The following is a 26124-nucleotide window of genomic DNA, read 5'->3' as shown; positions in this document are numbered from 1 at the left end:
ATCCAATGGGCGACACGGCCCTCGAGGCGGTGCTGCGGCGCGATCGCGCGGTCGTGATGGCCGCGCTCGTGGTGATTGCCGTGCTCGCCTGGGCCTATGTGCTGTGGCTCGCCACCGACATGGTCATGCCCGGCTCCGCCTTGCCGGACAGCGGAGGCGGTGACATGGCCGGAATGGACATGTCGAATATGGACGGGTCGAACATGGGTATGGGCGGCATGGATATGGGCGCCGCCGTGGCGCCAGGCATCCGGGCCTGGGCATTGGCCGATTTCGCTTTCACCTTCACGATGTGGGCGGTGATGATGGTCGGCATGATGACGCCTTCGGTCGCACCGATGTTGCTGCTCTATGCCGGTGTCGGCCGCAAGGCGCGGGCGGATGGCAGGCCCATCGCTTCGACGGGATGGTTTTTTGCCGGCTACCTCGCCGTCTGGGCCGTCTTCAGCCTCGTGGCGACCGGTGCGCAATGGCTGCTCGCCCGTCTTGCCTTGCTCGACCCCTCGATGGCGACCGGCAGCGCGGTCCTCGGCGGCCTCGTCCTGATCGCCGCCGGTCTCTATCAATGGACGCCGATGAAGGGCGTCTGCCTGCGCCAATGTCAGGCCCCGATCGCGTTCCTGGCCGGCCATGGCGGATTCCGCTCCGCTCCGCTCGGCGCGCTCCGGCTGGGCATCGATCACGGCGCCTACTGTCTGGGGTGCTGCTGGGCGCTGATGGCTCTGCTGTTCGTCGGTGGCGTCATGAACGTGCTGTGGATCGCCGGCATCGCCATCCTCGTCCTGCTGGAGAAGACGGTGCCGACCGGGCAGCTGATTCCGCGCGTTTCAGGCGCGTTGATGGCTGGCATCGGGACCTGGATCGTCTTTCAAGCCTCTTGAGAACAGTCTTCGTCTGCGACCTGTATTGGACTGCAGCCGCCAGTAAATCGTCAGAAGACAATCTTGGGACATGGTAGTTCGCCCCACGCGGAGGTCAACAACCACGAGGTATTTGCCCGGGATGGATTTCGCTGCCGCGGCCGGTATCGGCCCCGCGTTGGCGTTGCATCAGCTTTGCCGCCTTTATTGGCCCCTGCTGACTAATTCGCGGGCGTGTTTGTCTGTAAATCAGGCATTTACGGCAATCGGTTTTCAAACTCTTCGGGTTTGGGTCATTTCCCTTGACCTCACAGGAATTATCGCCTTCGATGACATTTGTGAATGGGAGGCGGCGCGTCGGTTACGATGCGGGGTTTCGGGATGGGCCGGGATGAAGCCGCGTTCACACGGGAGAAAAAAATCAGGATTTACTCCTGAAAAACAGAGAAAAGGGTCTGTGGGTCATGAAACACATTGCTATCGGCATTCTAGGCGCCGCCACGCTTGGATTGATGGCGTCCGCCGCGTCGGCGGCCACGCTCGACACCGTCAAGGCGAAGGGCTTCATCCAGTGCGGCGTCTCCACCGGCCTGGCCGGCTTTTCGGCGCCGGACGACAAGGGTGACTGGCAAGGCATCGATGCGGATTTCTGCCGCGCTGTCGCGGCCGCCGTCTTCGGTGACGGCTCCAGGGTCAAGTTCACGCCGCTCAGCGCCAAGGAGCGGTTTACCGCGCTGCAGTCGGGCGAGATCGACATCCTGTCGCGCAACACCACCTGGACCATCAACCGCGATACGGCACTCGGCCTGAATTTCATCGGCGTCACCTATTATGACGGCCAGGGTTTCATGATCAACGCCAAGAAGCTGCCGGGTGTCAATTCGGCATTGCAGCTCTCGGGCGCAGCCGTCTGCGTGCAGAGCGGCACCACCACCGAGCTGAACCTCGCCGACTACTTCAAGGCCAACAAGATGGAGTACAATCCCGTCGTCTTCGAAAAGCTGGAAGAGGTCAACGCCGCCTATGATGCCGGCCGCTGCGACGTCTACACCACCGATCAGTCGGGCCTCTATGGCATACGCCTGACGCTGGGATCGCCGGCCGACCATGTCGTGCTGCCCGAGATCATCTCCAAGGAGCCGCTCGGACCTGCCGTTCGCCAGGGCGACGACCAGTGGTACCACATCGTCAAATGGACCTATTTTGCGCTGCTGCAGGCTGAAGAGCTCGGCATCACCAAGGCCAATGTCGATGAGATGAAGAACTCGGCCAGCCCCGAGATCAAGCGCGTTCTCGGCCAGGAAGCCGACACCAAGATCGGTACCGATCTCGGCGTCTCCAATGACTGGGTGGTCAACATCGTCAAGGCCGTCGGCAATTATGGCGAAATGTTCGAGCGCAATGTCGGCTCGGGCAGCCCGCTGAAGATCGCGCGCGGCATCAACGCGCTGTGGACCAAGGGCGGCCTGCAATACGCGCCGCCGATCCGCTGATCGAAATGTGATCCGGGAGGCAGATCATCTGCCTCCCGGTTTCTCTTTCCAGGGGACGGTCGAATGGCATCGCAGGACGTACTTCGCGAGGAGCCCAGCCGCGGCTCCTTCATCAACGATCCGAAAATCCGGGGCATATTCTTCCAGGTGCTGGTCGTCGTGCTGCTGGTGGCGGGCGTCTGGTGGATTGCCCACAACGTCATCGACAACCTGACGCGGTTGCGCATCGCTTCAGGCTTCGGCTTCCTCAAGGGCCGCGCCGGCTTCGATATCAGCGAGAGCGCGATCGCCTATTCGTCGGATTCGACCTATGGCCGCGCCATTCTGGTCGGCCTCCTCAACACGGTCATCGTCGCCATCGTCGGCATCATCACCGCGACAATCATCGGCTTCGTCATCGGCATCGGCCGGCTCTCGAAGAACTGGCTGATCAGGAAGATCTGCACCGTCTATGTCGAGGTCTTCCGCAACATCCCGCCGCTGCTGGTCATCTTCTTCTGGTATTCCGGCGTGCTGGCCGTGCTGCCGGCGCCACGCGACAGCATCAATTTGCCGTTCGGCTCCTTTCTCAACCAGCGCGGTTTCTATTTTCCACGCGCCGTATGGGGCGACGGTTCATGGCTGATTTTCGTCGCCCTGCTCGTCGGCATCGCCATGGCGTGGTTCGTCGCGCGCAAGGCGCGGCAACGGCAGATGGCGACCGGCCAGCAATTTCCGGTGTTTTGGACATCCGCGGCGCTGATCGTCGGGCTGCCGCTGCTCGCCTATGCGCTGAGCGGCTTTCCCCTGAGCTTCGATTACCCCAAGCAGTCGACTTTCAACCTGACCGGCGGCTTTCAGGTCCGGCCGGAGTTCCTGTCGCTTTATCTGGCGCTGTCCTGCTATACCGCCGCCTTCATCGCCGAGATCGTGCGTGCCGGCATCAGGGGTGTCAGCGCGGGCCAGACGGAAGCCGCCGGAGCGTTGGGATTGCGTTCCGGATCGATCCTGCGGCTGGTCGTCGTGCCGCAGGCCATGCGCATCGTCATTCCGCCGCTGACCAGCCAGTATCTCAACCTGACCAAGAACTCGTCGCTGGCCATCGCCATCGGCTATCCGGACCTGACGGCGACCGCCGGGACAGTGCTGAACCAGACCGGCCAGGCCGTCGAGGGCGTGGTGATCATGATGGTGATCTATCTCGCCATCAGCCTTCTGACCTCGCTTGTGATGAACTGGTTCAACGCCAAGATGGCGCTGGTGGAGAGGTGAGGTAAGGACATGCAAGAACATGATATGTCCTGGGTGCGCACCGAAATGGTGCTGGCGCAGCCGGCGCCCGCCAGCGTCACCGGCCTCGGCGCATGGGTGCGCAAGAACCTGATCGCGTCTACCGGCGACACCATTTTGACAATCGTCGGCATCGCCCTGGTGGCGATGATCCTGCCGCAAATCATCAATTGGGCGTTCATCAACGCCGTGTGGACGGGGCCGGACCGGACCGTATGCGCCACGGTGGCGCAAGGCGGCATCCAGCCGGATGGCTGGACCGGCGCCTGCTGGGCTTTCGTCAATGCCAAGTTCGGCCAGTTCATGCTCGGCCGCTATCCCATCGAGGAGCGCTGGCGGCCGATCCTGGTCGCCATCCTGTTCGTGGCGCTGCTGGTGCCGATGCTGATGCCGAAGGTGCCACGCAAAGGGCTGAATGCGGTTCTGCTGTTCTTCGTGCTGCCGATCGTCGCCTTCGTCCTGCTGGTCGGCGGCATGTTCGGCCTGCCGCATGTCGAGACCTCGCTTTGGGGCGGGCTCTTGGTAACGCTCAGCCTGTCCTTCGTCGGCATTGCCGTGTCGCTGCCGCTCGGCATCGTGCTGGCGCTCGGCCGCCGTTCCAAGATGCCGATCATCAAGACGCTGTGCGTCGTCTTCATCGAGACGGTGCGCGGCATCCCGCTGATCACCGTGCTGTTCTTCGCCAGCGTCATGCTGCCGCTGTTCCTGCCGGAGGGCGTTTCGTTCGACAAGTTCCTGCGCGCTTTGATCGGCGTGTCGCTGTTTGCCGCCGCCTATATGGCCGAAGTGGTGCGCGGCGGCCTGCAGGCGATCCCCAAGGGCCAATATGAAGGTGCCGATTCGCTCGGCCTCGGCTATTGGCAGAAGATGTATTTCATCGTCATGCCGCAGGCGCTCAAATTGGTCATCCCGGGCATCGTCAACACCTTCATCGGCATGTTCAAGGACACCAGCCTGGTCATCATCATCTCGATGTTCGACCTGCTCGGCATCGTCAAACAGAATTTTTCCGATGCAAACTGGGCAACCGCGCAGACGGCGAGGTCCGGCCTGATCTTCGCCGCCTTCGTCTTCTGGCTGTTCTGCTTCGGCATGTCGCGCTATTCAATGTACACCGAACGCCGGCTCGACACCGGCCACAAACGCTAAACATAAACAAAAGAACAAGGGGATCCCTCTCATGGCCACCGAAAATGCCGTCAGCGCCGAAGAGATCAAGGTCAACGCCGCCAAGATGCAGATTTCGACGACCGATGTCGCCATCGACATCATCGCCATGCACAAATGGTATGGCGAGTTCCATGTGCTGAAGGACATCAACCTGAAAGTGATGCGCGGCGAGCGCATCGTCATCTGCGGCCCCTCCGGCTCCGGCAAATCGACCATGATCCGCTGCATCAACCGCCTGGAGGAGCACCAGAAGGGCAAGATCATCGTCGACGGTAAGGAATTGACCAACGATCTCAAGAAGATCGACGAGGTGCGCCGCGAGGTCGGCATGGTGTTCCAGCACTTCAACCTGTTCCCGCATCTGACCATCCTGGAGAACTGCACGCTGGCGCCGATCTGGGTGCGCAAGACGCCGAAGAAGCAGGCCGAGGAAATCGCCATGCATTTCCTCAAGCGCGTCAAGATCCCGGAACAGGCCAACAAATATCCCGGCCAGCTTTCCGGCGGCCAGCAGCAGCGTGTGGCGATTGCCCGCTCGCTGTGCATGAACCCGCGCATCATGCTGTTCGACGAGCCGACCTCGGCGCTTGATCCGGAGATGATCAAGGAAGTGCTGGAGACCATGGTTGGCCTTGCCGAAGAAGGCATGACCATGCTGTGCGTCACCCACGAGATGGGTTTTGCCCGCAAGGTCGCCAACCGGGTGATCTTCATGGACCAGGGCCAGATCGTCGAGCAGAACACGCCGGCCGAGTTCTTCGACCACCCGCGCCATGAGCGCACGAAGCTGTTCCTGTCGCAGATCCTGCACTAGGCTTTCGATGTTTGCGAGGAGCCCGGCTGAAACACTGCCGGGCTCTTTTGCGTATGGCATAACAGGCGACCGTTCCTGTCGCGCTGGAGCGCTTTTGCAGAGCCGCTTTTCATGAAGAGACTGGGACGTTTTCTAGGCCTTCTGTTGATTGTCGTCGCTCTCGCCGTGACGACGGGCACCCTCGTGCCGCGGCCGCTGTGGCCGGCGGCCGCCGCCATGCCCGCCGCGACGCGCCACATCCTGGTGCTGAACAATCCGATCCACACCGATATCGCCATCCCGGTCGACGATGCCGTGCGCCAGCGTTTCCACTTCCTGGTCGACGCCGGCATACCGGCCGACAGGCCGGAGGTCCGCTACATCGTCTTCGGCTGGGGCGGTCGCGCCTTCTACCTGGAGACGCCGACATGGTCCGAGCTGAAGGCGGTACCGGTGATGAAGGCACTGACCCTCGACGCGTCGGTCATGCATGTCGATGTCGCCGGTGACATCCTCGAACCGCCCCCTGACATCGCGGGGTTCGACATCACAGAGGACCGGTTCGCGGCGTTGCTCGATTTCATCGATGCGAGTTTCCAGCGCGGACCGGAAGGCCCGATCCTCGTTCCGGACGCGGCCTATTCCAGGTTCGACGGCTTCTACGAAGCCAACGGCCATTTCAACGCACTGATCGGCTGCAACACCTGGACGGCGGCCGCCTTGCGCACCGCAGGCCTGCGCACCGGCTGGTGGAACCCGCTGCCTGTATCGCTCGGGCTATCGATGCGGCTGTATAATTAGCGTGGGCATTCCGCGAATTGGCGAGTGTCGCGTTCCTTCACACCCCCCTCTGTCCCGCCAACCTTTCGCAGGTTTCAGCTTTCGTCAGCCTCCGGTGCCCGCCAGCCATAGAGCCAGTCCAAATCCGCCGCGAGTTTTTCCGACGAGCGCATTTTCAGGAACACGTTGCGCGCAATCGCCACCGGCCCTGCGGCATGCCAGGCCAGCCGGTTGACAGCGCCGCGTCGGGCGACCTGCGCGACACGCGGCCGCCGTGACTGTTCCCAAACCGCAAGCGCGGCCAGCGGGTTCGTAGGGGAGGCGTAGACGGCGTCGGCAAGCGTCGCTGCATCCTCGATCGCCATGGCCGCACCTTGCGCCGCGAATGGGGTCATCGCATGCGCGGCGTCGCCGATCAGCGCCATGCCGTTCGGTGTTGTCCAGGGCTGTTGCGGGTCGACAGTGTGGATCGGCCACGCGGTCCACGGGCCGGCCTGCTCGACCAGACGGGCAAGTTCTGCCGCAGTGCCGGCAAGAGCTCGGGTCAGGATCCCGGCGTCGGCGTTGCCGGACCAGCCCTCGGCAATGCGGTCGCCCCTGGTGAAGGCCGCGAGATTGAAGGCCGCACCCTTGCTGACGGGATAGGCCACCATATGGAAGCCGGGATGCAGGAAGGTGGTGACGCAGTCCCTGGCGCCGATGGCGGCAAAGCTCTGCCCCGCGGCGCTATCGGCTGCGATGGTCGCGCGCCAGGCCAGTTCGCCGGAGAAATGGTTTCTTGGCGAAGCCGACCCCTTGGCCGAGTCGACAAGTGGGCGCACCGATGACCAGACGCCATCGGCCCCGACCAGCAGGAAGCCCTCCGCCTCGATGGTCTTGCCGTCGATCTCGGCCGTCGCCGTGATGCCATGCGGGCCGGAGGCAACGTCGCCGATGCGCGCGCCGGTGGTGAGATGGATATCCGGCACCTCGGCAACGCGCGCGGTCAATGCGCTCTGCAGATCGGCCCTGTGCGCGACGAGATAGGGTGCTTGCCAGCGGGTTTCGGCGGCTTGCCCCAGCGGCACGCGCGCCAGTTCGCGCAAGGTCGCGGCCTTCTTCAACACCACGGCTTGCGGCCGCACCGCTGCCGGCAGCAGCCGGTCGAGCACGCCAAGCTGGCGAAGGATGCGCGTCGCGTTTGGAGAGAGCTGGATGCCGGCGCCGGCAGCTTCCAGGCGCTGCGCCTGTTCGAACACCCGAACCGCGTAGCCGCGCGAGGCGAATGCAAGGGCTGCGGTCAATCCGGCGACACCGGCCCCGGCGACGACAATTTGCCGGGAACGCGTGTCGTTCATCGGGCTGGTCGCGAAAGTCTCAGGCGGCCTGTTCGATGTAGATGCATCCGGCCGGCAGCGTTTCCGTCGCCTTCAGCTTCGGCGAATAGCGGTAGAGCGTCGAGCAATAGGGACAGACTTTTTCATTGTCGTCGCCCATGTCCAGAAACACATGCGGGTGGTCGAAAGGCGGATTGGCGCCCGTGCACATGAATTCCTTCACGCCGATGTCGATTGCCGGATAGCCCGCATCGTTCTGAAAATGGGGAATGGAACCGCCTGCCATCGTCGTCTCCTTAACGCAGTCTCGTCTGCATCTGGATCATATCAGGCCTCTTTGCAAGTTCGATGAAATCAAACTGTCGCAAAAGCCTGTCAGAGGATAAGTTAAGCCGGTTAACCCATGGCCCGAAAACCGATTTCGGTTTCCGGGAGGGACCATGGGTCGCTAGAGTGACTGGCTAGCCGGCTTGAGCGGGTGTGGAAGAGCGGGAATCATGAACGAACTGAAGCCGGTGCAGAACGAATTCGTGGATGTCGAGGTGGCTCGCCCGGAAGGCGGCAACCCGGACCGGTTTGTCAACCGCGAGTTTTCCTGGCTGCAGTTCAACCGGCGCGTTCTCGAGGAGTCGCTGAACCTCAATCATCCGCTGCTGGAGCGCGTCCGCTTCCTGTCGATCTCGGCCGCCAATCTCGACGAGTTCTTCATGGTCCGAGTCGCCGGTCTTGCCGGCCAGGTGCGCGAGGGCATCACGCTGAAGAGCCCCGACGGCCGCACCCCCGAACAGCAGCTCGAACAGCTGCTGCGTGAGGTCGAGCGGCTGCAGGAAGACCAGCAGAAGAGCCTTTCGGCGCTCACCGTGCTGCTCAACAAGGAAGGCATCGAGAGCATCACCCGCGATGCGCTGACCAAGGACGAGAAAATCTGGCTGGAAGACCATTTCCAGGAACAGGTTTTCCCGGTGCTGACCCCGCTGTCGATCGACCCGGCGCATCCGTTCCCGTTCATCCCCAATCTCGGCTTCTCGATGGCGCTGCAATTGCGCCATCGCAAGAATGGCGAGGAGATGAGCGCGCTGCTGCGCCTGCCGGTGGCGCTGAAGCGCTTCATCCGTCTGCCGGACCGCAAGCATCATGTCCGCTTCATCCCGCTGGAAGAGGCTGTCGGCCTCTATATCGGCAAGCTCTTCCCCGGCTACGAGGTCAAGGGCTCCGGCACGTTCCGCATCATCCGTGACAGCGATATCGAGGTCGAGGAGGAGTCCGAGGACCTCGTGCGCCTGTTCGAAACGGCGCTGAAGCGGCGTCGGCGCGGATCGGTGATCCGCATCGAATTCGACAGGCTGATGCCTGGCGAATTGCGCGATTTCGTCGCCGGCGAGCTTGGCGTGTCGTCCAGCCGCATCAGCGTCTTGACCGGTCCATTGGCGCTCAGCCAGATTTCCGAGATCGTCGCCGTTCCCCGCGACGACCTGAAATTCACGCCCTACAATCCGCGTTTTCCCGAGCGCATCCGCGAGCATGGCGGCGATTGTTTCGCCGCCATCCGCGAGAAGGACATCGTCGTCCATCACCCTTACGAATCCTTCGATGTGGTGGTGCAGTTCCTGCGCCAGGCAATGGCCGATCCGGAGGTGGTGGCGATCAAGCAGACGCTTTACCGCACCTCCAACGACAGCCCGATCGTGCGCGCGCTGGTCGACGCGGCCGAGGCCGGCAAGTCGGTCACCGCGCTGGTCGAGCTCAAGGCGCGTTTCGACGAGGAAGCCAACATCCGCTGGGCGCGCGACCTGGAGCGGGCCGGCGTGCAGGTGGTGTTCGGATTTCTCGAACTGAAGACACATGCGAAAATGTCGCTGGTGGTGCGGCGCGAGGACGGCAAGCTGCGCAATTACGTGCACCTCGGCACCGGCAACTACCATCCGGTCACCGCACGCATCTACACCGACCTGTCCTTCTTCACCACAGATCCGACGATTGCCCGCGATGTCGCCCAGCTGTTCAATTTCATCACCGGCTATGCCGAGCCGACGGACGAAATGCGGTTGGCGATCTCGCCGTTCACGCTGAGAAGCCGCATCCTGAAGCACATTGCCGACGAGATTGCCTACGCGGTGCAAGGCAAACCGGCGCGCATCTGGATGAAGATGAACGCCCTCGTCGATCCGATCATCATCGACGCGCTCTACGATGCCAGCCGCGCCGGCGTCGAGATCGACCTTGTCGTGCGCGGCATCTGCTGCCTGCGGCCGCAGGTTCCGGGCCTGTCGGAAAACATCCGCGTAAAATCGATCGTCGGCCGTTTTCTCGAGCACAGCCGCATCTATTGTTTCGGCAATGGTTTCGGCCTGCCGTCGGACGAGGCGATCGTCTACATCTCCTCGGCCGACCTGATGCCGCGCAATCTCGACCGCCGCGTCGAAACCATGGTGCCGATCACCAATCCAACTGTGCATGAACAGATCCTTGGCCAGATCATGCTGGGCAACATTATGGACAATCAGCAAAGTTTCGACGTATTGGCTGATGGAACCTCCCGGCGCGTCGTGCTGGAGGAGGGCGAGGAACCGTTCAACGCGCAGGAATATTTCATGACCAATCCGAGCCTGTCGGGACGGGGTGACGCGCTGAAGTCGCATGCGCCCAAGCGCATCGCGCAGTTCAAGCGCCGCAAGAAGAACGCTGCAGCGTCCGGCTGATGCTGTCTGATTCTCAGGGCCGGCTGCAGGACCGCCGACCGCTGTCCATCATCGACATCGGATCGAACTCGATCCGTCTCGTCGTCTATGAGGGGCTGGCGCGCTCGCCGACCATGCTGTTCAACGAAAAGATGCTGGCCGGTCTCGGCCGCGGCATCGTTTCGACGGGCAAGCTCGACCCCGAGGCGGTAACGCGCTCGATGGAAGAGTTCCGCCGCTTTCGTGCGCTTTCCGACCAGGCGGGCGCCGAGCAGATGTATGTGCTGGCGACCGCGGCGGCCCGCGAGGCGGTCAACGGCCCCGATTTCATCCACCGCGCCGAGGATGTGCTGAAGACCGAGATCCGAGTGATCAGCGGTCGTCAGGAAGCGTACTATTCCGCGCTCGGCGTCATTTCCGGTTTCCATCCGGCCGATGGCATCGCCGGCGATCTGGGCGGCGGCAGCCTCGAACTGGTCGATGTCAGCGGCGAGGCGATCGGCGACGGCATCACGCTGCCGCTGGGCGGCCTGCGCCTGCAGGACATGGCGAAGAACTCGCTGACCCAGGCGGCCAGGATCGCGCGTGACGAACTGGCGAAGGCCAAGCTGTTGAAAGGCGGGCAGGGCAGGCCCTTCTACGCCGTCGGCGGCACCTGGCGAAATCTTGCCCGGCTGCACATGGAAATGACCAACTATCCGCTTGGCGTCATGCACCATTACGAGATATCGGCCGAAAGCGCGGCGAACTTCCTCAAGCAGGTGGCCAAGGCCGAGATCGAGAAGGTCAAGGGCATCGAAGGCGTTTCGAAGAACCGCCGTTCGCTGCTGCCCTATGGCGCCATCGTGCTGCAGGAGATCATGGCGGCGATGCAGCCGTCGAAGATCATCGTCTCGGCGCTTGGCGTGCGCGAAGGCTTTCTCTATTCGCTGCTCGACGAGGCCGAGCGGAAGGCCGATCCGCTGATTTCGGCCTCGGAGGAACTCGCCCGCCTGCGCTCGCGCTCCGTCACCCATGCGCATGAACTTGTCGACTGGACCGCCAAGACCTTTGCCGCCTTCGGCATCGACGAGACCGAGGACGAGGCGCGCTACCGCCACGCGGCCGCATTGCTGGCGGACATCGGCTGGCGCGCGCATCCCGAATACCGCGGCAAGCAATCGCTCAACATCATTGCGCACGCGTCCTTCTTCGGCGTCGACCATCCTGGCCGTGCTTTCCTGGCGATGGCCAACGCCTATCGTCACGACGGCATCTTCAACGAAGCCATCGCCCCCGAGATCAAGGCTCTGGCATCGCCGCGTTATCTGGAGCGCGCCCGCGTCCTCGCCGCGATGATGCGCGTCGTCTACCTGCTGACGGCGTCGATGCCCGGCATCATGCCCAGGCTGAAATGGGAACAGCGCGCCAACGGCGTGCTGGCGCTGGTCTTGCCGGCATCGCTGGCCGATCTCTATGGCGAGCGGCCGGCCGGGCGCCTGGCGCAGCTGGCCAGGATCACCAACCGCCGGCTGGTGCTGGCCGTCGAGGGTGGCCCCAGCATGTCAGTGAAATAAGGCGCTAGCTGCTAGCAGACCCGTGTCTTATCTGACTTAAGCGGAGACCTGCCGGTCGTACTTCGCCGGCGGCTTCGCCTTTGATGACCGGCTTCCCCCAATCCGTCGCTGCTTTGCAGCGCCACCTTTCCCCCCTCCGGAGGGAAAGGAAGGGAGCCTCGTTGGAAGAGCGTTGGCGGCAATAGGCTCGCGGCCTTCCTCTACCCCGTCGATCAGGGGAGAGGTGACTCGACGAAGCCGAGACGGAGTGGGGTCGATCAGCTCGGGCCCATCTACGCAAAAATATCAAACCGCGCCGCGCCCGTCGATCGACCATGCGCCGGCGCCGGCCATCGCCAGCGCTACAAACCCACCTGATATCGCAATGTCCTTCATCAGCATCTGCTGGTGCAGGAAGGCGAGCATCGCGTCGCCGCCGCCCTGGCCATAATGGCCGATGAAGCCGGCGACGATACAGAAGGCAGCGAGCAGAAGCGCTATGATCCGGGTCTGGAAACCGACCAGGATGAGCAGCCCGGCGATCAGTTCGAACAGTCCCGTGCCCCAGGCAGCAAGTGTCGGCAGCGGCAGGCCGAGGCCGGCGAAATAGCCTGTGGTGCCGGCGATGTCGCTCAATGCATGGAAACCGGAAGGCACGAACAGGGCGGCGAGCAGCAGCCGGGAGAGCAGGAGCAGCGCGTTGCGGGGCATGTTCACCTCCGTTGTCGGCCGCCGGCCGGCCTCGTCCCGATAGCCCCGATCCTATCAGAAACTCCGGCCGACAGATCGGCGGTCATGCACCAACAACGAAAAAGCGGCGCGGAAAATTCCGCGCCGCTTTCTTGTTCGGCTATTGCCGGGTCTTGGCTCAGCCGCGCTTGGCGTCGATCGAATAGGCACCGGCGCCCGAGGAAGCCAGCACGAGGAAGCCGCCCGCAATGGCGAGGTTCTTGAGAAACTGGATCATCTGCATCTGGTCGGCCCAACCGGTATGGGCGACCAAACCGGTAGCGACCGTGAAGACCGCCAGCACCCAGGCGACAATCCGGGTCTTGAAGCCGACGAGGATGGCGAGGCCGCCGAGAAGCTCGATCAGGCCGACGACGGTGGCCGTTACGGTCGGCAAGGGCAGGCCGAGGCTGCCGAAATAGCCCGCTGTTCCGCTAATGGCGGTGAGCTTGCCGAAACCTGAAAGCAGGAAGATGACCGCGAGCAGGACGCGGCCGAGGAGGATGGTGGTCGAGGCATTGGATGCGCCGGAACCGGCGACTGAAATGTTGGTGGACATGGTGGCTCTCCGGGATGGGTTGATGCCGGGGAGATAGAGCAAACCGACTGTTCACCAAAGCCACCAGACTGGCGACACATTGTTCACAGTACTTACGTTTCCGTGATCGGGCGGCCTGCGCAAAATTCGCTTCGGGTGAGGTCGTGACGGGAGTAAATTCTCCCCTCACGAAATACCGGGCTTTTGGTTGACGCAATTCCGGACCGAAAACCGCAGACACTTTTCCTGGAATTGCCTACCCCGGATGCGTCATATCCTCCGGCCGCACCAGCCGGTCGTAATCGGCTTCGCTGACCAGCCCGGTGGCGAGCGCTTCCTCGCGCAAAGTGGTGCCCTTCTTGTGCGCGGTCTTGGCGATCTTGGCGGCATTGTCGTAGCCGATGGTCGGCGCCAGCGCCGTCACCAGCATCAGCGAGCGGTCGAGTGCCGCCTTGATGTTGTCTTCGCGGGCCTCGATGCCGACGACGCAATTGTCGGTGAAGGAGACCGAGGCGTCGCAGAGCAACTTCACCGACTGCAGGAAGTTGTAGGCCATCAGCGGATTGTAGACATTGAGCTCGAAATGACCCTGGCTGCCGGCGAAGGTGAGCGCCGCATTGTTGCCGAACACCTGTACGCAGACCTGCGTCAGCGCCTCGCACTGGGTCGGGTTGACCTTGCCCGGCATGATCGACGAGCCCGGTTCGTTTTCCGGCAGCGACAGTTCGCCGAGGCCCGAGCGCGGGCCTGAGCCGAGGAAGCGGATGTCGTTGGCGATCTTGAATAGCGCGGCGGCCGCCGCGTTGATGGCGCCGTGCGAAAACACCATGGAATCATGGGCCGCCAGCGCCTCGAACTTGTTCGGCGCGGTGACGAAGGCGATGCCGGTGATGGAGGCGATGCGATCCGCGACCCTTTCGGCGAAGCCGACCGGCGCGTTGAGGCCGGTGCCGACGGCGGTGCCGCCCTGCGCCAGTTCCTGCAAGCCGGGCAACGTCAGCTCGATGCGCTTGATCGACGAAGCGACCTGCGCGGCATAGCCCGAAAATTCCTGGCCAAGCGTAAGGGGGGTGGCATCCTGCGTGTGCGTGCGGCCGATCTTGATGATGTGATTGAACTCTCTGCTCTTGGCGGCGAGTGCCTTGTGCAGGTGCTTCAGTGCCGGCAACAGATCGTGCACGATGCGTTCGGCGCAGGCGATGTGCATGGCTGTCGGATAGGTGTCGTTCGACGATTGGCTCATATTGACGTGATCGTTGGGATGCACCGGCTTCTTGGAGCCCATGACACCGCCCAGCATCTCAATCGCCCGGTTGGAGATCACCTCATTGGCGTTCATGTTGGACTGGGTGCCCGAACCGGTCTGCCAGACCACCAGCGGGAAATGCTCATCGAGCTTGCCGTCGATGACCTCTTGCGCTGCCTCGACAATCGTCTTGCCGATCGCCGGATCGAGCCGCTTGAGCTCCATGTTGGCTTCGGCCGCCGCCCGCTTGACGATGCCCAATGCGCGCACGATCGACGCCGGCTGCTTTTCCCAGCCGATCTTGAAATTGCCGAGCGAACGCTGCGCCTGCGCGCCCCAATACCGGTCGGCGGCGACTTCGATGGGACCGAACGTGTCGGTTTCGGTTCTGGTCTTTGCAGCGGTCACGGGTCTCTCCTTGTCGAAGTCGGCAACGGCGTATCGCGTTGCACAAACGGCTTCAAGCGGAGAATGCGGGCGGCGAGGATGCAAATCGGTTGAAGGCGCGGCGCGTCTCTCCTTCTCCCACAAAGGGGAGAAGGGAAGGACTGCGCAGTTTCGGCCTCTCACCCCAGCGGCGGACCGACAATGTCGATGCCGTTTTTTGCGCAAAGCTGCACCAGTGCCGCGATGATTTCCGGTGTTGGTTCCATCAGCGGCGGCAGTTCGGGCTGTTCGGCGGGACGGCTCGCCTGACGCAGCATCGTCTCAAAATCCGAACCGCGCGTGATGGTGAGGGTGCGCGCACCTTCCGGGGATTCGACCCGGTAGGTGTGCGGCAGGCCTTTCGGTGCGATGACGGTTTCGCCGGCGTCCGCAATGCGTTCGTGGCCGTCGATCTGAAAGCGCAATCTCCCCTCCAGGATGTGAAACACTTCGTCTTCCCTGCGATGCGCATGCAGCGGTGGCGAGTCGCCATAGGGCATGTGATGCTCGACGACGCAGGTGCCGTCCTCTCCTGCTATCGACGAGACGTGGATCGCGACGAGCGTGTTGTTGAACCAGAAGAGTTCCTTGCCTGTGATCGTGCCGGGGGTCATTGTCATGGCGTGTCTGATCCTTCTGTTGCCTGTGCCTGCTGGGCCGATGACGATCTAGCCAGGGATACGCCGACAACGGAAATCGAATGATCGTATGGGGCGAATTGATGCGATGAATTTGAACGCGCTCGACCTCAATCTCATCAAGGTGTTCGACGCCCTTCTGCGGGAGAGAAGCGTTACGCGTGCCGGCGAGCAGATCGGCCTCAGCCAGCCTGCCGTCAGCGCTGCGCTCAATCGCTTGCGACATCTCCTCAACGACCAGCTGTTCGTGCGACGGGGCAATGACATGATGCCGACACCGCGCGCCGAGAGCATGGCCGAGCCGTTGCGCGTGGCGCTTCGCGAGATCGAACGCGTCTTCCATTCGGCCAAGGCGTTCGATCCGGCGGAACTGGAGCGAACCTTCACGTTCATGGGGGCGGATTTCTTTTCCATGATGCTGATGCCAGCGCTGGCGGCACGCATCGCTGGCGCCGCGCCGCGCGCGTCGCTAAGGTTTCTCGATAGCGCGCGCGGCGATGTCTCGCGGCTGCTCCAGGAGGATGAAATCGACGTAGCGCTCGAGCGTCCGCTGGAGGTCTCCGACTGGGTCTCAAGCACGCCTCTGTTCCATTCACCATTCGCCATCATCGCCGCGCACGACAACGCTGCGATCAGGCAGGCGGGAATCATGGAAGGCAAGACTCTGCCGATCGACCTCTTCTGCGAACTGCCCCATATTCTTCGTTCTATCGACGGCTCGATGTCGGGCTCCACCGACGAGGCGCTCCGCAAGATCGGGCGAACGCGCCGTGTAAGCCTGACCCTGCCGCACTTTCAGGCTGTCGCATTAGCCGTGGCAAATGGAAACCACCTGTCGGCGGTGCCCAGGCAGTTCGCGGTTTGGGCGGCCGAGACCCTGCCGCTCGTCATCTTTGAACCACCGCTTCCCATTGCTGTTCCGGAAATCAGGATGTACTGGCACGCGCGCCACGACGACGAGCCACCCCATCGCTGGGTTCGCGATCAGGTCCTGGAGGCGGTAGGCGTACTTGGATTTGTAGAAAGTGGCGTCGCAGAAAATGTCGGCGCTTGGCGTGGCGCCCGGACGGATCAGCCCGCAGTATAACCACCGTCGACGGAGAAGACCCCGCCGCTGGTCCAGGCCGCCTCGTCGCTAGCGAGGTACACTGCGATGCCCGCCAGATCGTCGGGGCGGCCGATTCTGCCAAGCGGATAGCTGCGCTCGACATAGGCTTTCAGCTCGGCCTTTGCCTCGGCCGGCAAATTGTCGACGGTCTTGCGTCGCATGGCGGTGTCGACAGTGCCCGGCGCGATGGCGTTGACGCGGATGCCGCGCGGGCCGAGTTCGAAGGCCAGCGATTTGGTCAGCGAGTTCAACGCGCCCTTTGACAGGGAATAGAGGCTCGACGGCCGCTTCGGGATCATCTTGTTGGCGAAATAGGACGAGACGTTGATCACCGACGCGCCGGCCGCCAGATGCGGCAGCAGACCCTGGGTGAGGAAGAACACCGCCGTCACATTGAGCGCGAAGGATTGCTGGAACTGCGCCTCGCTGACGGTCTCGAACGGCACCAGGAAAGCCACCCCGGCATTGTTGACGAGAATGTCGAGCGGCCTGCCGGATTCTTTGACGTGCTCGCCGACGGCCGCGATGCCGGCCGAGGTGGCAAGATCGGCCGACAGCGTCTCGATAGTGCCGCCGAGCTGCTTGGCGGCAGTGTCGAGCTTTTTGGTGTCACGGCCGACGATCAGGACGTCGGCGCCCTCGCGCGAAAAGGCCTCGGCGATCGCCAGGCCGATACCGTCCGACCCGCCGGTAACCAGCGCGCGCTTTTTGTGAAGTCTCATCGGATGCTCCGAGATTTCTGCGTCGTCGAGAGCACCGTATAGTGGCGGCCAAGGTCAAGCCGTCAGCCAATCCCACGGTATGAACTTCGACCGCCGCCACCCGGCAGGCCGGCCGAGGCTGGTTTAAGCGCCGGCGGTCGCAAGCTCCCCCAAAGCCAGCCGTCCCGCGACATAATTCTTGACCTGGCGGACAGCCTGTTCGCGCGACACGCTGCCCGGCTGCAGGCCGAGCCGCAACCAAAGCCCGTCGATCAGCGCGGTGACGCCAAGCGCGATGTCGTCGGCATCTCCGGGCGAGGCGAGGCCGCGCAGGCCCGACAACAGGTTCGAGCGCATGCGCGCATGGATCACCCTCTGGATACGAGCCATCTTCTCGTCGCGCGGCACCTCGGCGCAGAGCGACAGCCAGGCATGGCAGAGAGGCGGCTGGAACAGATGCTCCTCGAAATTGCCCTCGATCACCGCATCCATGCGCTCCATCGGAGTCTGCGCCCGGCGAAGCCGCGCGATCACCGCCTGGCACAGGACGGCGTTTGCCTCACGCATCGCGTGCTCGAACAATTCCTGCTTGTTGCGGAAATAGTGCAGCACGATGCCCTTGGAGGCACCGGCCTGCGCCGCCACCTTTTCCAGTGTCGCGCCGGCAATGCCCTCGCGCTCCAGCACCGCGAAGGCCGCCTGCCGCAATTCCTTGCGGCGGATCTCACTGAGACGCTTGAGTTTCACGGGATCGGTCCATGCATTTCGAATCCACGTTGACATCTTCGTCCGTTCAGATCAAGAATTGACCCATGGGACAATAAAAAGACCAATTGGTCAATTTTACGGACGAGGAGAACCGAAATGTTGCGCATCCTTGCAAATGGCGTCTGCCTTGCCGGCCTCATGTTGGCCACTCATGCGGCCCAGGCGGCCGAGGCCGAAGAGTGCAAGACGGTCCGCATGGCCGAACCCGGCTGGAACGACCTTGCCTTCACCACAGGAGTCGCAAATGTCCTGTTGGAGGCGCTTGGCTATCAGCCGCAAAGCCAGGTGCTCGGCATCAACGTCATCTACGAGGGCATGAAAAACAGGGACCTCGACCTGTTCCTGGGCTACTGGGACCCGGCCATGGTCACCTATTACGAGCCCTACAAGAAGGACGGCTCGGTCGAGAATGTGCGCGTCAATCTCGTAGGCGCCAAATACACATTCGCCGTGCCGACCTATGTCTGGGAAGCCGGCGTCAAGGACATTTCCGACCTGCACAAATTCGCCGACAAATTCGGCAAGAAAATGTACGGCATCGAGCCCGGTTCAAACCAGTTGATGATGGACGCTATCGCCGATCCCGCCTTTGGCCTGGACGGCTGGCAGGTGGTCGAATCGAGCGAAGCCGGCATGCTTTCCGAGGTCGGCTACGAGATCAAGGAGAAGCAGTTCATCGTCTTCCAGGGCTGGGCGCCGCACCCGATGAACATGATGTACGACTTCAAATATCTGACCGGCGGCGACAAGTTCTTCGGCCCGAATTTCGGCGCCGCGACGGTGACGACGCAGGTGCGCAAGGGCTATCTGCAGCAATGCCCGAACGTCGCACAGTTCTTGAAAAACCTCGCCTTCGACATCGATTTCGAGAATGTCGGCATGGGTTATCTGATCAATGACGGCATGAAGCCGGAGGACGGCGCGCTGAAGGCAATCACGGCCAACAAGAGCCGTCTCGATGCCTGGCTCGCCGGTGTCACCACCTTCGACGGCCAACCCGGCCTTGCCGCGGTCAAGGAAAAGCTCGGCCTGTGAGGGCGGCGGTGCTGAATGCCTGCGCGAACCAGGACGGCTGGGCCGGCCGCAAGCAGTTCGTCACTGTCGGCAATCTCGACATCGCCTATGTCGAGATAACAGGCGCCGAGCCGGCACTGCTGTCGGTGCACGGCTTCACCGACACCAGCCGCAGCTTTTCGCTTCTGGCGCCCTATCTGGCCGGCCGCCGTCTGATCATGCCGGATCTGCGCGGCCACGGCGCCTCGCAGGCCGGCAAAGGCTGCGGCATAGCCGATTTCGCCGACGATATTGCCGGGCTGATCCTACGCTTGCGGCTCGACCGGCCGCTCGTCGTCGGCCATTCGCTGGGCGCCATGGTGGCCATCGCATTGGCAGGGCGACACAGGGAGCTGATTGGCGGGCTGGTGGTGCTGGCCGGCACGCTAAAGCCCGATTTCGCGCCGGATCATCCGCTGGTCGCGGGCGTCGAGGCGCTGCGCGACCCGATATCGCCGGCCGATCCGTTCTACGCCTGGTGGCATGCCTGCAGTCCCGACGTGCCTCCAGCCTTTCTCGCCGGCTTGGCGAGAGACGCGTCGGCATTGCCGGCGCCGCGCTGGCGCGCGATTCTCGAGGAAATCCGCAGCGCCGATCTGAGCGATGCGGCGCGGGCCGTGCAGGCCCGGACGCTGATCATCGCCGGCGCCTGCGACCCGCTGTTCGGCGAGGCGCACCAGCAGGCGTTGCAATCCGCTCTTGCCGGAGCCGTCTTCGTCCGGGCCGAGCGCTGTGGCCACAACCCGCATTGGGAAGACCCGGCCCTTGTCGCCAAGACCATCGTCGAGGCATTTGAAGTCTGATGCATGTCGCCCAAAAGTGGCCCCGGTTTTGGGAGAACGAAATGCACAAAAAAGGATCTATTCCTAAGCGCGTCGACGCGCTTTAGGAATAGATCCCGACCAGTGATTGCGATGTCGGCGACAGCCGCAAGGTCTCCGTGGGTTTGGTCAAGCCGGGTTGCGCGGCCCGCCAAAAATCCTGCCATGCCGGCGAGGCGGCAAGCGCGGCCTTGTGGCGGGCATGCGCTTCTGTGCTGGCAAAACCCATGACGCTGATGAAGACGTTTTCGTCAGCCCGTACCGGCAGGCGCGGAAAATTGTTTTCGGCAGGCTCGGTCACGAACGCGGCGAGCAGGCGTGCGTCGGCCGTCATCAGGCACGCCGTCTCAATCTCGAAGCGGGTGGTGAAATCTGCCTCCGTGCCGGGCTGCAAATGATGAATCTCGATGACAACGATGCCGGTCAGCGGCCTGTTTCGAATGGGCTTTTCGTCGCCGGCCAGGCTTGGCCGCTGCGCCCCCGCAAGGTCGAAGCCGGCGCCCGGCCACGCCGGCTTGAGCAGCAGCACATCGTCGGAATCGATCATCGTCGCGTTGGCCGCATCGCGGTGCGCCGCCCAGACCGGCCCGCCATAGAAAGCGGCAAGAGCATTTTTCCGCGCATCCATGCTGTCGAAGCCGCGCATCCAGACGAACATGTCAGGCCGATCGAGATCCCGGAACTGGCCGATGATGGTCATGCCGGCGGCCTCCTGGCCCTCGATCAGCCTGCTGTCGAAGATGTCGATGAGCGTGTCGCGTTGGCCTGGCTTCAGCGTGTATTGCCGCAACTCGACGACAGGCGAGGCGAGCGCCGAGGGTTTCGGCGCGACGTTCTGGGGCAGGTTCATCCGGCATTCTCCAAAACAGGGTGATTGTCCTGTTTGTAAAACAGACCGGTTGTCCTGTTTTGTCAATATGCTAATGTCCGGCAATGTCAGCAGAGATGATCGCTCAACCAAAACCGCGCCCGGGAAAACGCATCAACGACCCTGAAGGCATGCGCAAGAAAGTGCTCGATGTCGCCGAGGACGCGTTCCAGGCGCGCGGCTATCACGCCTCCAGCATCGGCGACCTGATGGCGGCGGCGGGTGTCAGCGGCGGTGCGCTGCATCACCATTTCCCGACCAAGAAGGCGCTCGCGCTGGCGGTGATCGACGAGCGTGTGGCGGCAGCGGTCGAAGAGACATGGATCGCGCCGGTGCTGGCGGCGGCGTCGGCCCGCGAAGGCGTGCGCGCGGTGTTCGAGGCCGTGGCGGCGCAACTGGAGCAGCAGGGTTTCGTGCGCGGCTGTCCGCTCAACAATCTGGCGCACGAACTGTCGCTTGCCGACCCGGATTTCCGCATTGCCCTTGCCGGGATATTTGCCGGGTGGCGGCGCGCGATTGCCGACAAGCTGCATGCCGACCAGCAGGTGGGCAAGGACGAGGGCACGGACCCCGAACGCTTCGCCGCGCTGACGGTCGCCGCCTATTCCGGAGCGATGTCGATGGCCAAGGCCACGCAGGATGCCGGTGTGCTGCGGGATTGTCTGGCGGGACTTGAGCGAAGCGCGCCGTCGCCATCGCAGGGCGCATTGGCGGCCAGGCGACGCAACAGGATACTGCCACGGCCGGGAACCCCTTGACTCGCCGTGCTCTGGTTCAGCTACTCGGCCAGCGGCTTGATCGTCTCGTAGCCGTTGACGGATTCCGAACTGGTGCCTTCATCGTAGCGCCGCGCGAGCGCGGCTTGCAGATCTGGCGCATAGAGGGCGGTAAATGAATCCAGCGTCTCGCCGGCACCGTTCTTGAAGGTCTCCTTGACCGCCAGGACATTGTATTTGCACTCGCCCAGGCTGAATGTCTCCTTGCCCTTGACGACCAGGCTCAGCGTCTTGGTGCCCTTCGGCGGCTTGTTCGGCGACAGCTCGACGAACTCTATCGCGGCCTTTGTCCCCGCCTTCAGCGGAAACAGCTTTCGCAGATCGGAAAGCGGGATCATCGCCAGGCGACCGGTGTCGCTGTCGCGAAACACCTCGATCAGGCCGGCAAACAGATACTGGGTTTGCGGCGATTGCGATTCGTAGGTGTTGGCAACCGACATCATCCCGCCGGCCACGGGCCGAAATTCGCTCTGGATGCCGGGCCTCGCCAGAACGAAACCCTTTCTGGCGGACTTGACGTCGACGCAACCGGCCGCATGCGCAGTGCTCGCGCACAACATCGCGGCCAGGATCATGCAGATAGGTGCGGCTTTCATTTTTCGTCCTCCTCCGCTTGCGCAAGCGAGACATGCCAGACCCGTGGCATCATGTCGATGATGGCGCAGAGGCGCTGGACGACCGGCCGCTGTCCATGCTGAATCAGCGTATGATGAATCGCCGTTCGACTGCATCGCTTTCCCGACGCAACTTCCTGGCGCAGGCTGCAGGATTTGCCGCGGCCGGCGCCTTGTCGCGCCCGGCCTTCAGCCAGACCGGGCAACGCGTCCAGTCGATCGACGCCACTTTCCTGTTCATCGCCGATGTCCATGCCTGCCGCATGGCGAGCGGCTTGAGCCCCAACTGCCTGCAGGAAGGCAAGACCGACGCCGCGCTGCTGCGCAACGTGGCGGCGCTGAATGCGCTTGGCGACAAGGACTGGCCAACTGAGATCAATGGCGTCGCCACCGGCCTGCGTTCGGCCGGCAGGATAGGCACGCCGCTCGGCCTTGTCGTCGGCGGCGACATCACCGACGATGGCGGCGGCCAGATCACGCAGCCGAGCGAGGGCACCCAACTGCTCCAGTTCAGCCAACGCTACAGCCAGGGCGTCGGTCCCGATCGCGTGCACATGCCGGTTTATATCGGGCTCGGCAACCATGATCTCGACCAGAACGGCCCGCCGCACCATGTCGACTGGTATCGGCGCGAACTGCGCGACTATGTCGAGGTCAACCATCGCGCCGGCGTGTTCTTCAAGCCGCCGGTGCCGGCCACCGACTATGATGTCGACACCGACTGCTACTCCTGGGACTGGGGCGGCCTGCATCTGATCCAGACGCATCGTTTCGCCGGCGATACCGGCCACGGCGCCGAGAGCAGCCTGCCATGGCTGAAGCAGGATCTGGCGACCTATGCGGCGGACGGCCGTCCGGTCATCCTGTTCCAGCATTATGGCTGGGACACCTTCTCGGTGGAACGTTGGGATGCCGCCAAGCGGCACTTCGATGATGACGGCAGTGGTGCGCCGCATTGGTGGAGCGAGGCCGACCGGCAGGCGTTGCTGGCGGCGCTGAAGGGCTACAATATCGTCGGCATTTTCCATGGCCACCAGCACGAAACGCCGCTGATCTATCGCAGGGACGGGATCGACCTGTTCAAGCCGAAGGCTGCCTATATGGGCGGTTTCGCGCTGGCCAGGGTGACCAGCGACGGCATGGACGTGGTGCTGGGCGAGGCGACCGGCGATCACGGCGAGGTCGCCTTCACCAATGCTTTCAGCAAGGGTTGGAGCACCTGAAAAAGGCGGCCTTCGCGACCGCCTTTCCCTCGATAAAGCGCGTTTGCCGATGTCGGATCAGAGCGCCTTCTTGACCTTGTCCTTGACGTCGCCATAGGCCTTCTGCGCCTTACCGGCGGTCCGGTCTCCCGTGCCTTCGGCCTGGGTCTGCCTGTTGCCGGTTGCCTTGCCCGCGGCTTCCTTGACCGAGCCCTTGACCTGCTTGGCCACGCCCGCAACCTGATCCTTGTTCACCATTTTTTGCGCATCTCCTGGGGTTCTGAATTCGGAGGAATTCATTTGCGGTAGCTAACGAGCCGGCGTCGGTTAGGTTCCAGGCGTCGCCCGGACGGCAGATCAGGTCGCGCGGCCGCCGCCCTGGGGCAAGGCTGGTGGGCTAGGCTGCGAACACGCGTCGACCATGGAATTTGGATGGCCGTGCATGCGGGGAGAAAAATGGCTGAATTCACGCTCTACATCGGCAACAAGTGTTTCTCCTCATGGTCGTTGCGGCCATGGCTGGCGATGAGGCATCTGGAGATCCCGTTCGAGGAAGGTTTCGTGCGGCTGCGCACACCTGAAACCTTTGCCAATCTGGCGAAAGTGTCGCCGACCGGTCAGGTGCCGGTGCTGAATCACAATGGCAAGATCGTCTGGGAAACCCTTGCTATCCTTGAATATCTCGCCGACCTGTTTCCCGAGAAAAAGCTCTGGCCGGCCGATATCGACGCCCGCGCGCTGGCGCGTTCGGCCGCGAGCGAGATGCATTCCGGCTTTCGCGAGGTCCGCTATGGCTGGCCGATGAATTTGCGCCGGCCGAAGGGCCACAAGCCGCTCGACGCCGAGGGCGAGGCGCAACGCGCCCGTATCGAGGCGCTGTGGCGCGAGTGCCGGGAAAAATACGGCAGGGGCGGCCCGTTCCTGTTTGGCCATTTCACCGCGGCCGACGCCATGTATGCGCCTGTCGTCACCCGTTTCGACACCTATGGCGGCACGCTGGCGCCGGATACGCGCGCCTATCTCGACGCCGTGCTGGCAACGCCGGCGATGCGGCACTGGTATGCCGAGGCGGCCAAGGAGAGGTGGCCGGAACCCGGCCCGGACGAATAGCCGGATCCAACGAAAACGCCCCTCGCACCTTTTATCGTGCGGGGGGCGTCTTTGCCATCAACCGTTCTTTCGATTGCTCTCACGAACTGCTGACGACAAGGCATAAATGCGCCTTTGCGCGGATGGTTCCTGGATGCCAGAAAATTTTTTCAACTTGGCGCAAGCGCGCTGTTTGGCGCCCGGTTTGCCGTCATGCCAGCTGGTTTGGCCTGGCGTTTTGGGAGAAATCCGCATCTGTGGCTTTATGCAAATTTGACAGCGCGCCAAAAGAAGCCTACAAGCAAATCGTCGATATTTGTTTGACTGACTTTTGTTATCCGCGCTTTCGAGCGCGCCTTTGACGAACTTCCCACATCAAAAATCGGGACAAACGACGTTGTGCATCCGCATGGCGTCGAACGAATATTTGCCATGGAAAGGGTTCGTCATGAGCACCGGCACAGTTAAATGGTTCAACGCCACCAAAGGTTTTGGTTTTATTCAGCCTGACGACGGCTCGGCCGACGTTTTTGTCCACATCTCGGCCGTAGAGCGCGCCGGCATGCGTGACATCGTCGAGGGCCAGAAGCTCGGCTACGAGATGGTCCGCGACAACAAGTCGGGCAAGATGTCCGCCGACCAGTTGAAGGCGGCCTGAAAAACGAATTCTGCTCTCCCGGTGACCACGGATGTACTGGCACCGGTGAGTGGCGAATTCGGGCGCATGGCCGCGGAGACCTGAGTTTCCACGGCATATCATGTGCATAAGCAGGGCGTTCCCGTGCGGTGCATCCTTTTGGATGTCATCTGGTTGCGCGACGCTCTCATGGAAGGTCAGGCGGTGCCTGGCCTTTTTCATTTTCCGCGCCTTGCCGCCGAAAGTGCGCTGCGCGCCGGCCTGGACGTGCTAAGGGACGCTCCAGCAATTTGAATTCGCCGCGCGTATTGCTTTGTGCGTGATCCTGACCGAAGACCCGGTCTCGCTCCATCGGCACAGGCTCCTGACAGGAGAAAGATTTGACCACCAGTTCAAAGACAACCGTCGATCAGGCCGTGTCCCTGTTCAGCAAGACGCAAACCCAGTCGATGTCGCTCAACCGCATCAATTCCGAGCGCGACGCCGTCAGTGAGGCACGCGAAGCCAAGACCGCGCGTCTGCGCGAATTGCGCCTGGAGAAGGAGGCCGACGAGATGGCCGCCGCCGCCGCGCTAGCCGCTTTGCCGAAGCGGGCCGGACGACGCTGATGGCCACCAAACGCGTACCGCCAACACCGATCGCCGCCGACGCAACCATTGCCGATATGGTCGAAGGCCTCGACAAGCCGGTCGAATTCGTCCGGCGTGTGCTGGAAAAGCTCGAGCGCTGCAAGCGTGCCCACGGTGATGCCCAGGTTCGCGTCGGCGTGCGCGGCCGCGCCGAATGCCCGAACTACCTGATCGAGTATGTCCGCGAAGACGCCAAGACCCATGAGCGGGTGACGTATCAGGACGCCGCCTACAGCGGCAGCACGCATCGCGAGCTGGCAGCCCATCACATCGAGGCGGTGAAAAACTGGTCGCCCGAGGAAATGAACATCACGGCCGTTTCGGCGCTGATCGGCCGCCTGCGCAATCCGCGCGCCCCATCATCGCGCTTCGCCGACGAGGACTGAC

28 protein-coding genes are annotated in these 26124 nt (G+C 62.9%); 17 read left to right on the top strand and 11 right to left on the bottom strand.

What is annotated here, in order from left to right; translation table 11 throughout:
• Positions 1 to 5 precede the first annotated feature (5 nt).
• From EOC83_RS11740 to EOC83_RS11715, 6 genes are all read left to right on the top strand, one after another.
• Positions 6 to 881, top strand: a complete 876-nt coding sequence (locus tag EOC83_RS11740) for a DUF2182 domain-containing protein (RefSeq protein ID WP_013532424.1) — start codon at positions 6 to 8, stop codon at positions 879 to 881.
• 443 nt (positions 882 to 1324) lie between these two features.
• Entirely contained in the window at positions 1325 to 2353 is a 1029-nt protein-coding gene (locus EOC83_RS11735; RefSeq protein ID WP_013532423.1) for an amino acid ABC transporter substrate-binding protein, read from the top strand.
• Between the two features lie 63 nt (positions 2354 to 2416).
• Positions 2417 to 3604, top strand: coding sequence for an amino acid ABC transporter permease (locus EOC83_RS11730; protein ID WP_013532422.1), 1188 nt, complete (start codon positions 2417 to 2419; stop codon positions 3602 to 3604).
• Positions 3605 to 3613: 9 nt separating this feature from the next.
• The gene (locus EOC83_RS11725) at positions 3614 to 4771 is read left to right on the top strand and encodes an amino acid ABC transporter permease (RefSeq protein WP_013532421.1); all 1158 of its coding nucleotides are present in this window, start codon (positions 3614 to 3616) and stop codon (positions 4769 to 4771) included.
• A gap of 31 nt (positions 4772 to 4802) precedes the next feature.
• Positions 4803 to 5606, top strand: coding sequence for an amino acid ABC transporter ATP-binding protein (locus tag EOC83_RS11720; RefSeq protein ID WP_013532420.1), 804 nt, complete (start codon positions 4803 to 4805; stop codon positions 5604 to 5606).
• 111 nt (positions 5607 to 5717) lie between these two features.
• Positions 5718 to 6386 (top strand): TIGR02117 family protein, encoded by a 669-nt coding sequence (locus EOC83_RS11715; RefSeq protein WP_013532419.1) that lies wholly within the window; start codon positions 5718 to 5720, stop codon positions 6384 to 6386.
• A 74-nt stretch (positions 6387 to 6460) separates the two neighbouring features.
• Here the strand turns inward: EOC83_RS11715 and EOC83_RS11710 are convergent, their stop codons facing one another.
• Both EOC83_RS11710 and EOC83_RS11705 read right to left on the bottom strand, forming a co-directional pair.
• Positions 6461 to 7702 carry an FAD-dependent monooxygenase gene (locus EOC83_RS11710; RefSeq protein WP_013532418.1) on the bottom strand — a complete coding sequence of 414 codons (1242 nt, stop codon included), beginning with the start codon at positions 7700 to 7702 and terminating at the stop codon, positions 6461 to 6463.
• Between the two features lie 19 nt (positions 7703 to 7721).
• Complete coding sequence (locus EOC83_RS11705; RefSeq protein ID WP_013532417.1) at positions 7722 to 7967, bottom strand: zinc-finger domain-containing protein; 246 nt, start codon at positions 7965 to 7967, stop codon at positions 7722 to 7724.
• Between the two features lie 211 nt (positions 7968 to 8178).
• Here EOC83_RS11705 and EOC83_RS11700 point away from each other — a divergent pair, with 211 nt between their 5' ends.
• A complete protein-coding gene (locus EOC83_RS11700; protein ID WP_013532416.1) occupies positions 8179 to 10380 on the top strand; it encodes an RNA degradosome polyphosphate kinase in 2202 nt (733 codons plus the stop codon).
• Positions 10380 to 11915: an exopolyphosphatase gene (gene ppx / locus EOC83_RS11695; RefSeq protein ID WP_013532415.1), complete on the top strand. Its 1536-nt coding sequence runs from the start codon at positions 10380 to 10382 to the stop codon at positions 11913 to 11915. Before EOC83_RS11700 ends, ppx begins: the two co-directional genes overlap by 1 nt.
• Before the next feature lie 285 nt (positions 11916 to 12200).
• Here the strand turns inward: ppx and EOC83_RS11690 are convergent, their stop codons facing one another.
• The 4 genes from EOC83_RS11690 to EOC83_RS11675 form a co-directional block, all read right to left on the bottom strand.
• Positions 12201 to 12605, bottom strand: a complete 405-nt coding sequence (locus EOC83_RS11690) for a DoxX family protein (protein ID WP_013532414.1) — start codon at positions 12603 to 12605, stop codon at positions 12201 to 12203.
• A gap of 157 nt (positions 12606 to 12762) precedes the next feature.
• On the bottom strand, positions 12763 to 13182 hold the full coding sequence (locus EOC83_RS11685) for a DoxX family protein (RefSeq protein ID WP_013532413.1): 420 nt from the start codon (positions 13180 to 13182) through the stop codon (positions 12763 to 12765).
• Positions 13183 to 13417: 235 nt separating this feature from the next.
• On the bottom strand, positions 13418 to 14815 hold the full coding sequence (gene fumC / locus EOC83_RS11680; protein WP_013532412.1) for a class II fumarate hydratase: 1398 nt from the start codon (positions 14813 to 14815) through the stop codon (positions 13418 to 13420).
• Between the two features lie 158 nt (positions 14816 to 14973).
• Positions 14974 to 15453 carry a cupin domain-containing protein gene (locus EOC83_RS11675; protein WP_013532411.1) on the bottom strand — a complete coding sequence of 160 codons (480 nt, stop codon included), beginning with the start codon at positions 15451 to 15453 and terminating at the stop codon, positions 14974 to 14976.
• Positions 15454 to 15559: 106 nt separating this feature from the next.
• Here EOC83_RS11675 and EOC83_RS11670 point away from each other — a divergent pair, with 106 nt between their 5' ends.
• Complete coding sequence (locus EOC83_RS11670) at positions 15560 to 16558, top strand: LysR family transcriptional regulator (RefSeq protein ID WP_013532410.1); 999 nt, start codon at positions 15560 to 15562, stop codon at positions 16556 to 16558.
• Here EOC83_RS11670 and EOC83_RS11665 read toward each other — a convergent pair.
• Both EOC83_RS11665 and betI read right to left on the bottom strand, forming a co-directional pair.
• Positions 16543 to 17301 carry an SDR family oxidoreductase gene (locus EOC83_RS11665; RefSeq protein ID WP_013532409.1) on the bottom strand — a complete coding sequence of 253 codons (759 nt, stop codon included), beginning with the start codon at positions 17299 to 17301 and terminating at the stop codon, positions 16543 to 16545. The genes EOC83_RS11670 and EOC83_RS11665 overlap by 16 nt on opposite strands.
• 123 nt (positions 17302 to 17424) lie before the next feature.
• Positions 17425 to 18063, bottom strand: a complete 639-nt coding sequence (gene betI, locus EOC83_RS11660) for a transcriptional regulator BetI (protein WP_013532408.1) — start codon at positions 18061 to 18063, stop codon at positions 17425 to 17427.
• Positions 18064 to 18144: 81 nt separating this feature from the next.
• Here betI and choX point away from each other — a divergent pair, with 81 nt between their 5' ends.
• Both choX and EOC83_RS11650 read left to right on the top strand, forming a co-directional pair.
• Positions 18145 to 19083, top strand: coding sequence for a choline ABC transporter substrate-binding protein (gene choX / locus EOC83_RS11655; protein ID WP_013532407.1), 939 nt, complete (start codon positions 18145 to 18147; stop codon positions 19081 to 19083).
• An 8-nt stretch (positions 19084 to 19091) separates the two neighbouring features.
• Positions 19092 to 19904: an alpha/beta hydrolase gene (locus EOC83_RS11650; protein ID WP_013532406.1), complete on the top strand. Its 813-nt coding sequence runs from the start codon at positions 19092 to 19094 to the stop codon at positions 19902 to 19904.
• Between the two features lie 82 nt (positions 19905 to 19986).
• Here the strand turns inward: EOC83_RS11650 and EOC83_RS11645 are convergent, their stop codons facing one another.
• Positions 19987 to 20772: an NIPSNAP family protein gene (locus tag EOC83_RS11645; protein ID WP_013532405.1), complete on the bottom strand. Its 786-nt coding sequence runs from the start codon at positions 20770 to 20772 to the stop codon at positions 19987 to 19989.
• A 95-nt stretch (positions 20773 to 20867) separates the two neighbouring features.
• Between EOC83_RS11645 and EOC83_RS11640 the strand changes: the two genes are divergently transcribed.
• Complete coding sequence (locus tag EOC83_RS11640; protein WP_013532404.1) at positions 20868 to 21548, top strand: TetR/AcrR family transcriptional regulator; 681 nt, start codon at positions 20868 to 20870, stop codon at positions 21546 to 21548.
• Between the two features lie 20 nt (positions 21549 to 21568).
• On the opposite strand, the gene EOC83_RS11635 is transcribed toward EOC83_RS11640, so the two are convergent.
• Positions 21569 to 22162, bottom strand: coding sequence for a hypothetical protein (locus tag EOC83_RS11635; protein WP_013532403.1), 594 nt, complete (start codon positions 22160 to 22162; stop codon positions 21569 to 21571).
• Positions 22163 to 22272: 110 nt separating this feature from the next.
• Here EOC83_RS11635 and EOC83_RS11630 point away from each other — a divergent pair, with 110 nt between their 5' ends.
• Positions 22273 to 23403, top strand: a complete 1131-nt coding sequence (locus EOC83_RS11630; RefSeq protein WP_063170195.1) for a metallophosphoesterase — start codon at positions 22273 to 22275, stop codon at positions 23401 to 23403.
• A 57-nt stretch (positions 23404 to 23460) separates the two neighbouring features.
• Here EOC83_RS11630 and EOC83_RS11625 read toward each other — a convergent pair whose 3' ends face one another.
• The gene (locus tag EOC83_RS11625) at positions 23461 to 23640 is read right to left on the bottom strand and encodes a CsbD family protein (RefSeq protein ID WP_013532401.1); all 180 of its coding nucleotides are present in this window, start codon (positions 23638 to 23640) and stop codon (positions 23461 to 23463) included.
• 198 nt (positions 23641 to 23838) lie between these two features.
• Here EOC83_RS11625 and EOC83_RS11620 point away from each other — a divergent pair, with 198 nt between their 5' ends.
• The 4 genes from EOC83_RS11620 (at position 23839) to EOC83_RS11605 (ending at position 26123) form a co-directional block, all read left to right on the top strand.
• Positions 23839 to 24492 carry a glutathione S-transferase family protein gene (locus tag EOC83_RS11620; protein ID WP_063167709.1) on the top strand — a complete coding sequence of 218 codons (654 nt, stop codon included), beginning with the start codon at positions 23839 to 23841 and terminating at the stop codon, positions 24490 to 24492.
• 427 nt (positions 24493 to 24919) lie between these two features.
• Positions 24920 to 25129 carry a cold-shock protein gene (locus tag EOC83_RS11615; RefSeq protein WP_010915421.1) on the top strand — a complete coding sequence of 70 codons (210 nt, stop codon included), beginning with the start codon at positions 24920 to 24922 and terminating at the stop codon, positions 25127 to 25129.
• Positions 25130 to 25488: 359 nt separating this feature from the next.
• Positions 25489 to 25716, top strand: coding sequence for a hypothetical protein (locus EOC83_RS11610; protein ID WP_013532399.1), 228 nt, complete (start codon positions 25489 to 25491; stop codon positions 25714 to 25716).
• Positions 25716 to 26123 (top strand): hypothetical protein, encoded by a 408-nt coding sequence (locus tag EOC83_RS11605; protein ID WP_013532398.1) that lies wholly within the window; start codon positions 25716 to 25718, stop codon positions 26121 to 26123. The genes EOC83_RS11610 and EOC83_RS11605 overlap by 1 nt, the downstream gene beginning before the upstream one ends.
• Position 26124: the final 1 nt, after the last annotated feature.

This window comes from Mesorhizobium sp. Primo-A, assembly GCF_003997175.1.
In the GTDB taxonomy this organism is placed as follows: domain Bacteria; phylum Pseudomonadota; class Alphaproteobacteria; order Rhizobiales; family Rhizobiaceae; genus Mesorhizobium; species Mesorhizobium ciceri.
The sequence above is the reverse complement of the archived record's forward strand: the minus strand, read 5'-3'. Positions and strand labels throughout refer to the sequence as shown.

Coding starts and splice junctions, on each gene's coding strand:
- EOC83_RS11740 (WP_013532424.1), top strand. CDS start 6: ATGGGCGACACGGCCCTCGAGGCGGTGCTGCGGCGCGATCGCGCGGTC.
- EOC83_RS11735 (WP_013532423.1), top strand. CDS start 1,325: ATGAAACACATTGCTATCGGCATTCTAGGCGCCGCCACGCTTGGATTG.
- EOC83_RS11730 (WP_013532422.1), top strand. CDS start 2,417: ATGGCATCGCAGGACGTACTTCGCGAGGAGCCCAGCCGCGGCTCCTTC.
- EOC83_RS11725 (WP_013532421.1), top strand. CDS start 3,614: ATGCAAGAACATGATATGTCCTGGGTGCGCACCGAAATGGTGCTGGCG.
- EOC83_RS11720 (WP_013532420.1), top strand. CDS start 4,803: ATGGCCACCGAAAATGCCGTCAGCGCCGAAGAGATCAAGGTCAACGCC.
- EOC83_RS11715 (WP_013532419.1), top strand. CDS start 5,718: ATGAAGAGACTGGGACGTTTTCTAGGCCTTCTGTTGATTGTCGTCGCT.
- EOC83_RS11710 (WP_013532418.1), bottom strand. CDS start 7,702: ATGAACGACACGCGTTCCCGGCAAATTGTCGTCGCCGGGGCCGGTGTC.
- EOC83_RS11705 (WP_013532417.1), bottom strand. CDS start 7,967: ATGGCAGGCGGTTCCATTCCCCATTTTCAGAACGATGCGGGCTATCCG.
- EOC83_RS11700 (WP_013532416.1), top strand. CDS start 8,179: ATGAACGAACTGAAGCCGGTGCAGAACGAATTCGTGGATGTCGAGGTG.
- ppx (WP_013532415.1), top strand. CDS start 10,380: ATGCTGTCTGATTCTCAGGGCCGGCTGCAGGACCGCCGACCGCTGTCC.
- EOC83_RS11690 (WP_013532414.1), bottom strand. CDS start 12,605: ATGCCCCGCAACGCGCTGCTCCTGCTCTCCCGGCTGCTGCTCGCCGCC.
- EOC83_RS11685 (WP_013532413.1), bottom strand. CDS start 13,182: ATGTCCACCAACATTTCAGTCGCCGGTTCCGGCGCATCCAATGCCTCG.
- EOC83_RS11675 (WP_013532411.1), bottom strand. CDS start 15,453: ATGACAATGACCCCCGGCACGATCACAGGCAAGGAACTCTTCTGGTTC.
- EOC83_RS11670 (WP_013532410.1), top strand. CDS start 15,560: ATGAATTTGAACGCGCTCGACCTCAATCTCATCAAGGTGTTCGACGCC.
- EOC83_RS11665 (WP_013532409.1), bottom strand. CDS start 17,301: ATGAGACTTCACAAAAAGCGCGCGCTGGTTACCGGCGGGTCGGACGGT.
- betI (WP_013532408.1), bottom strand. CDS start 18,063: ATGTCAACGTGGATTCGAAATGCATGGACCGATCCCGTGAAACTCAAG.
- choX (WP_013532407.1), top strand. CDS start 18,145: ATGTTGCGCATCCTTGCAAATGGCGTCTGCCTTGCCGGCCTCATGTTG.
- EOC83_RS11645 (WP_013532405.1), bottom strand. CDS start 20,772: ATGAACCTGCCCCAGAACGTCGCGCCGAAACCCTCGGCGCTCGCCTCG.
- EOC83_RS11640 (WP_013532404.1), top strand. CDS start 20,868: ATGATCGCTCAACCAAAACCGCGCCCGGGAAAACGCATCAACGACCCT.
- EOC83_RS11635 (WP_013532403.1), bottom strand. CDS start 22,162: ATGAAAGCCGCACCTATCTGCATGATCCTGGCCGCGATGTTGTGCGCG.
- EOC83_RS11630 (WP_063170195.1), top strand. CDS start 22,273: ATGATGAATCGCCGTTCGACTGCATCGCTTTCCCGACGCAACTTCCTG.
- EOC83_RS11625 (WP_013532401.1), bottom strand. CDS start 23,640: ATGGTGAACAAGGATCAGGTTGCGGGCGTGGCCAAGCAGGTCAAGGGC.
- EOC83_RS11620 (WP_063167709.1), top strand. CDS start 23,839: ATGGCTGAATTCACGCTCTACATCGGCAACAAGTGTTTCTCCTCATGG.
- EOC83_RS11615 (WP_010915421.1), top strand. CDS start 24,920: ATGAGCACCGGCACAGTTAAATGGTTCAACGCCACCAAAGGTTTTGGT.
- EOC83_RS11605 (WP_013532398.1), top strand. CDS start 25,716: ATGGCCACCAAACGCGTACCGCCAACACCGATCGCCGCCGACGCAACC.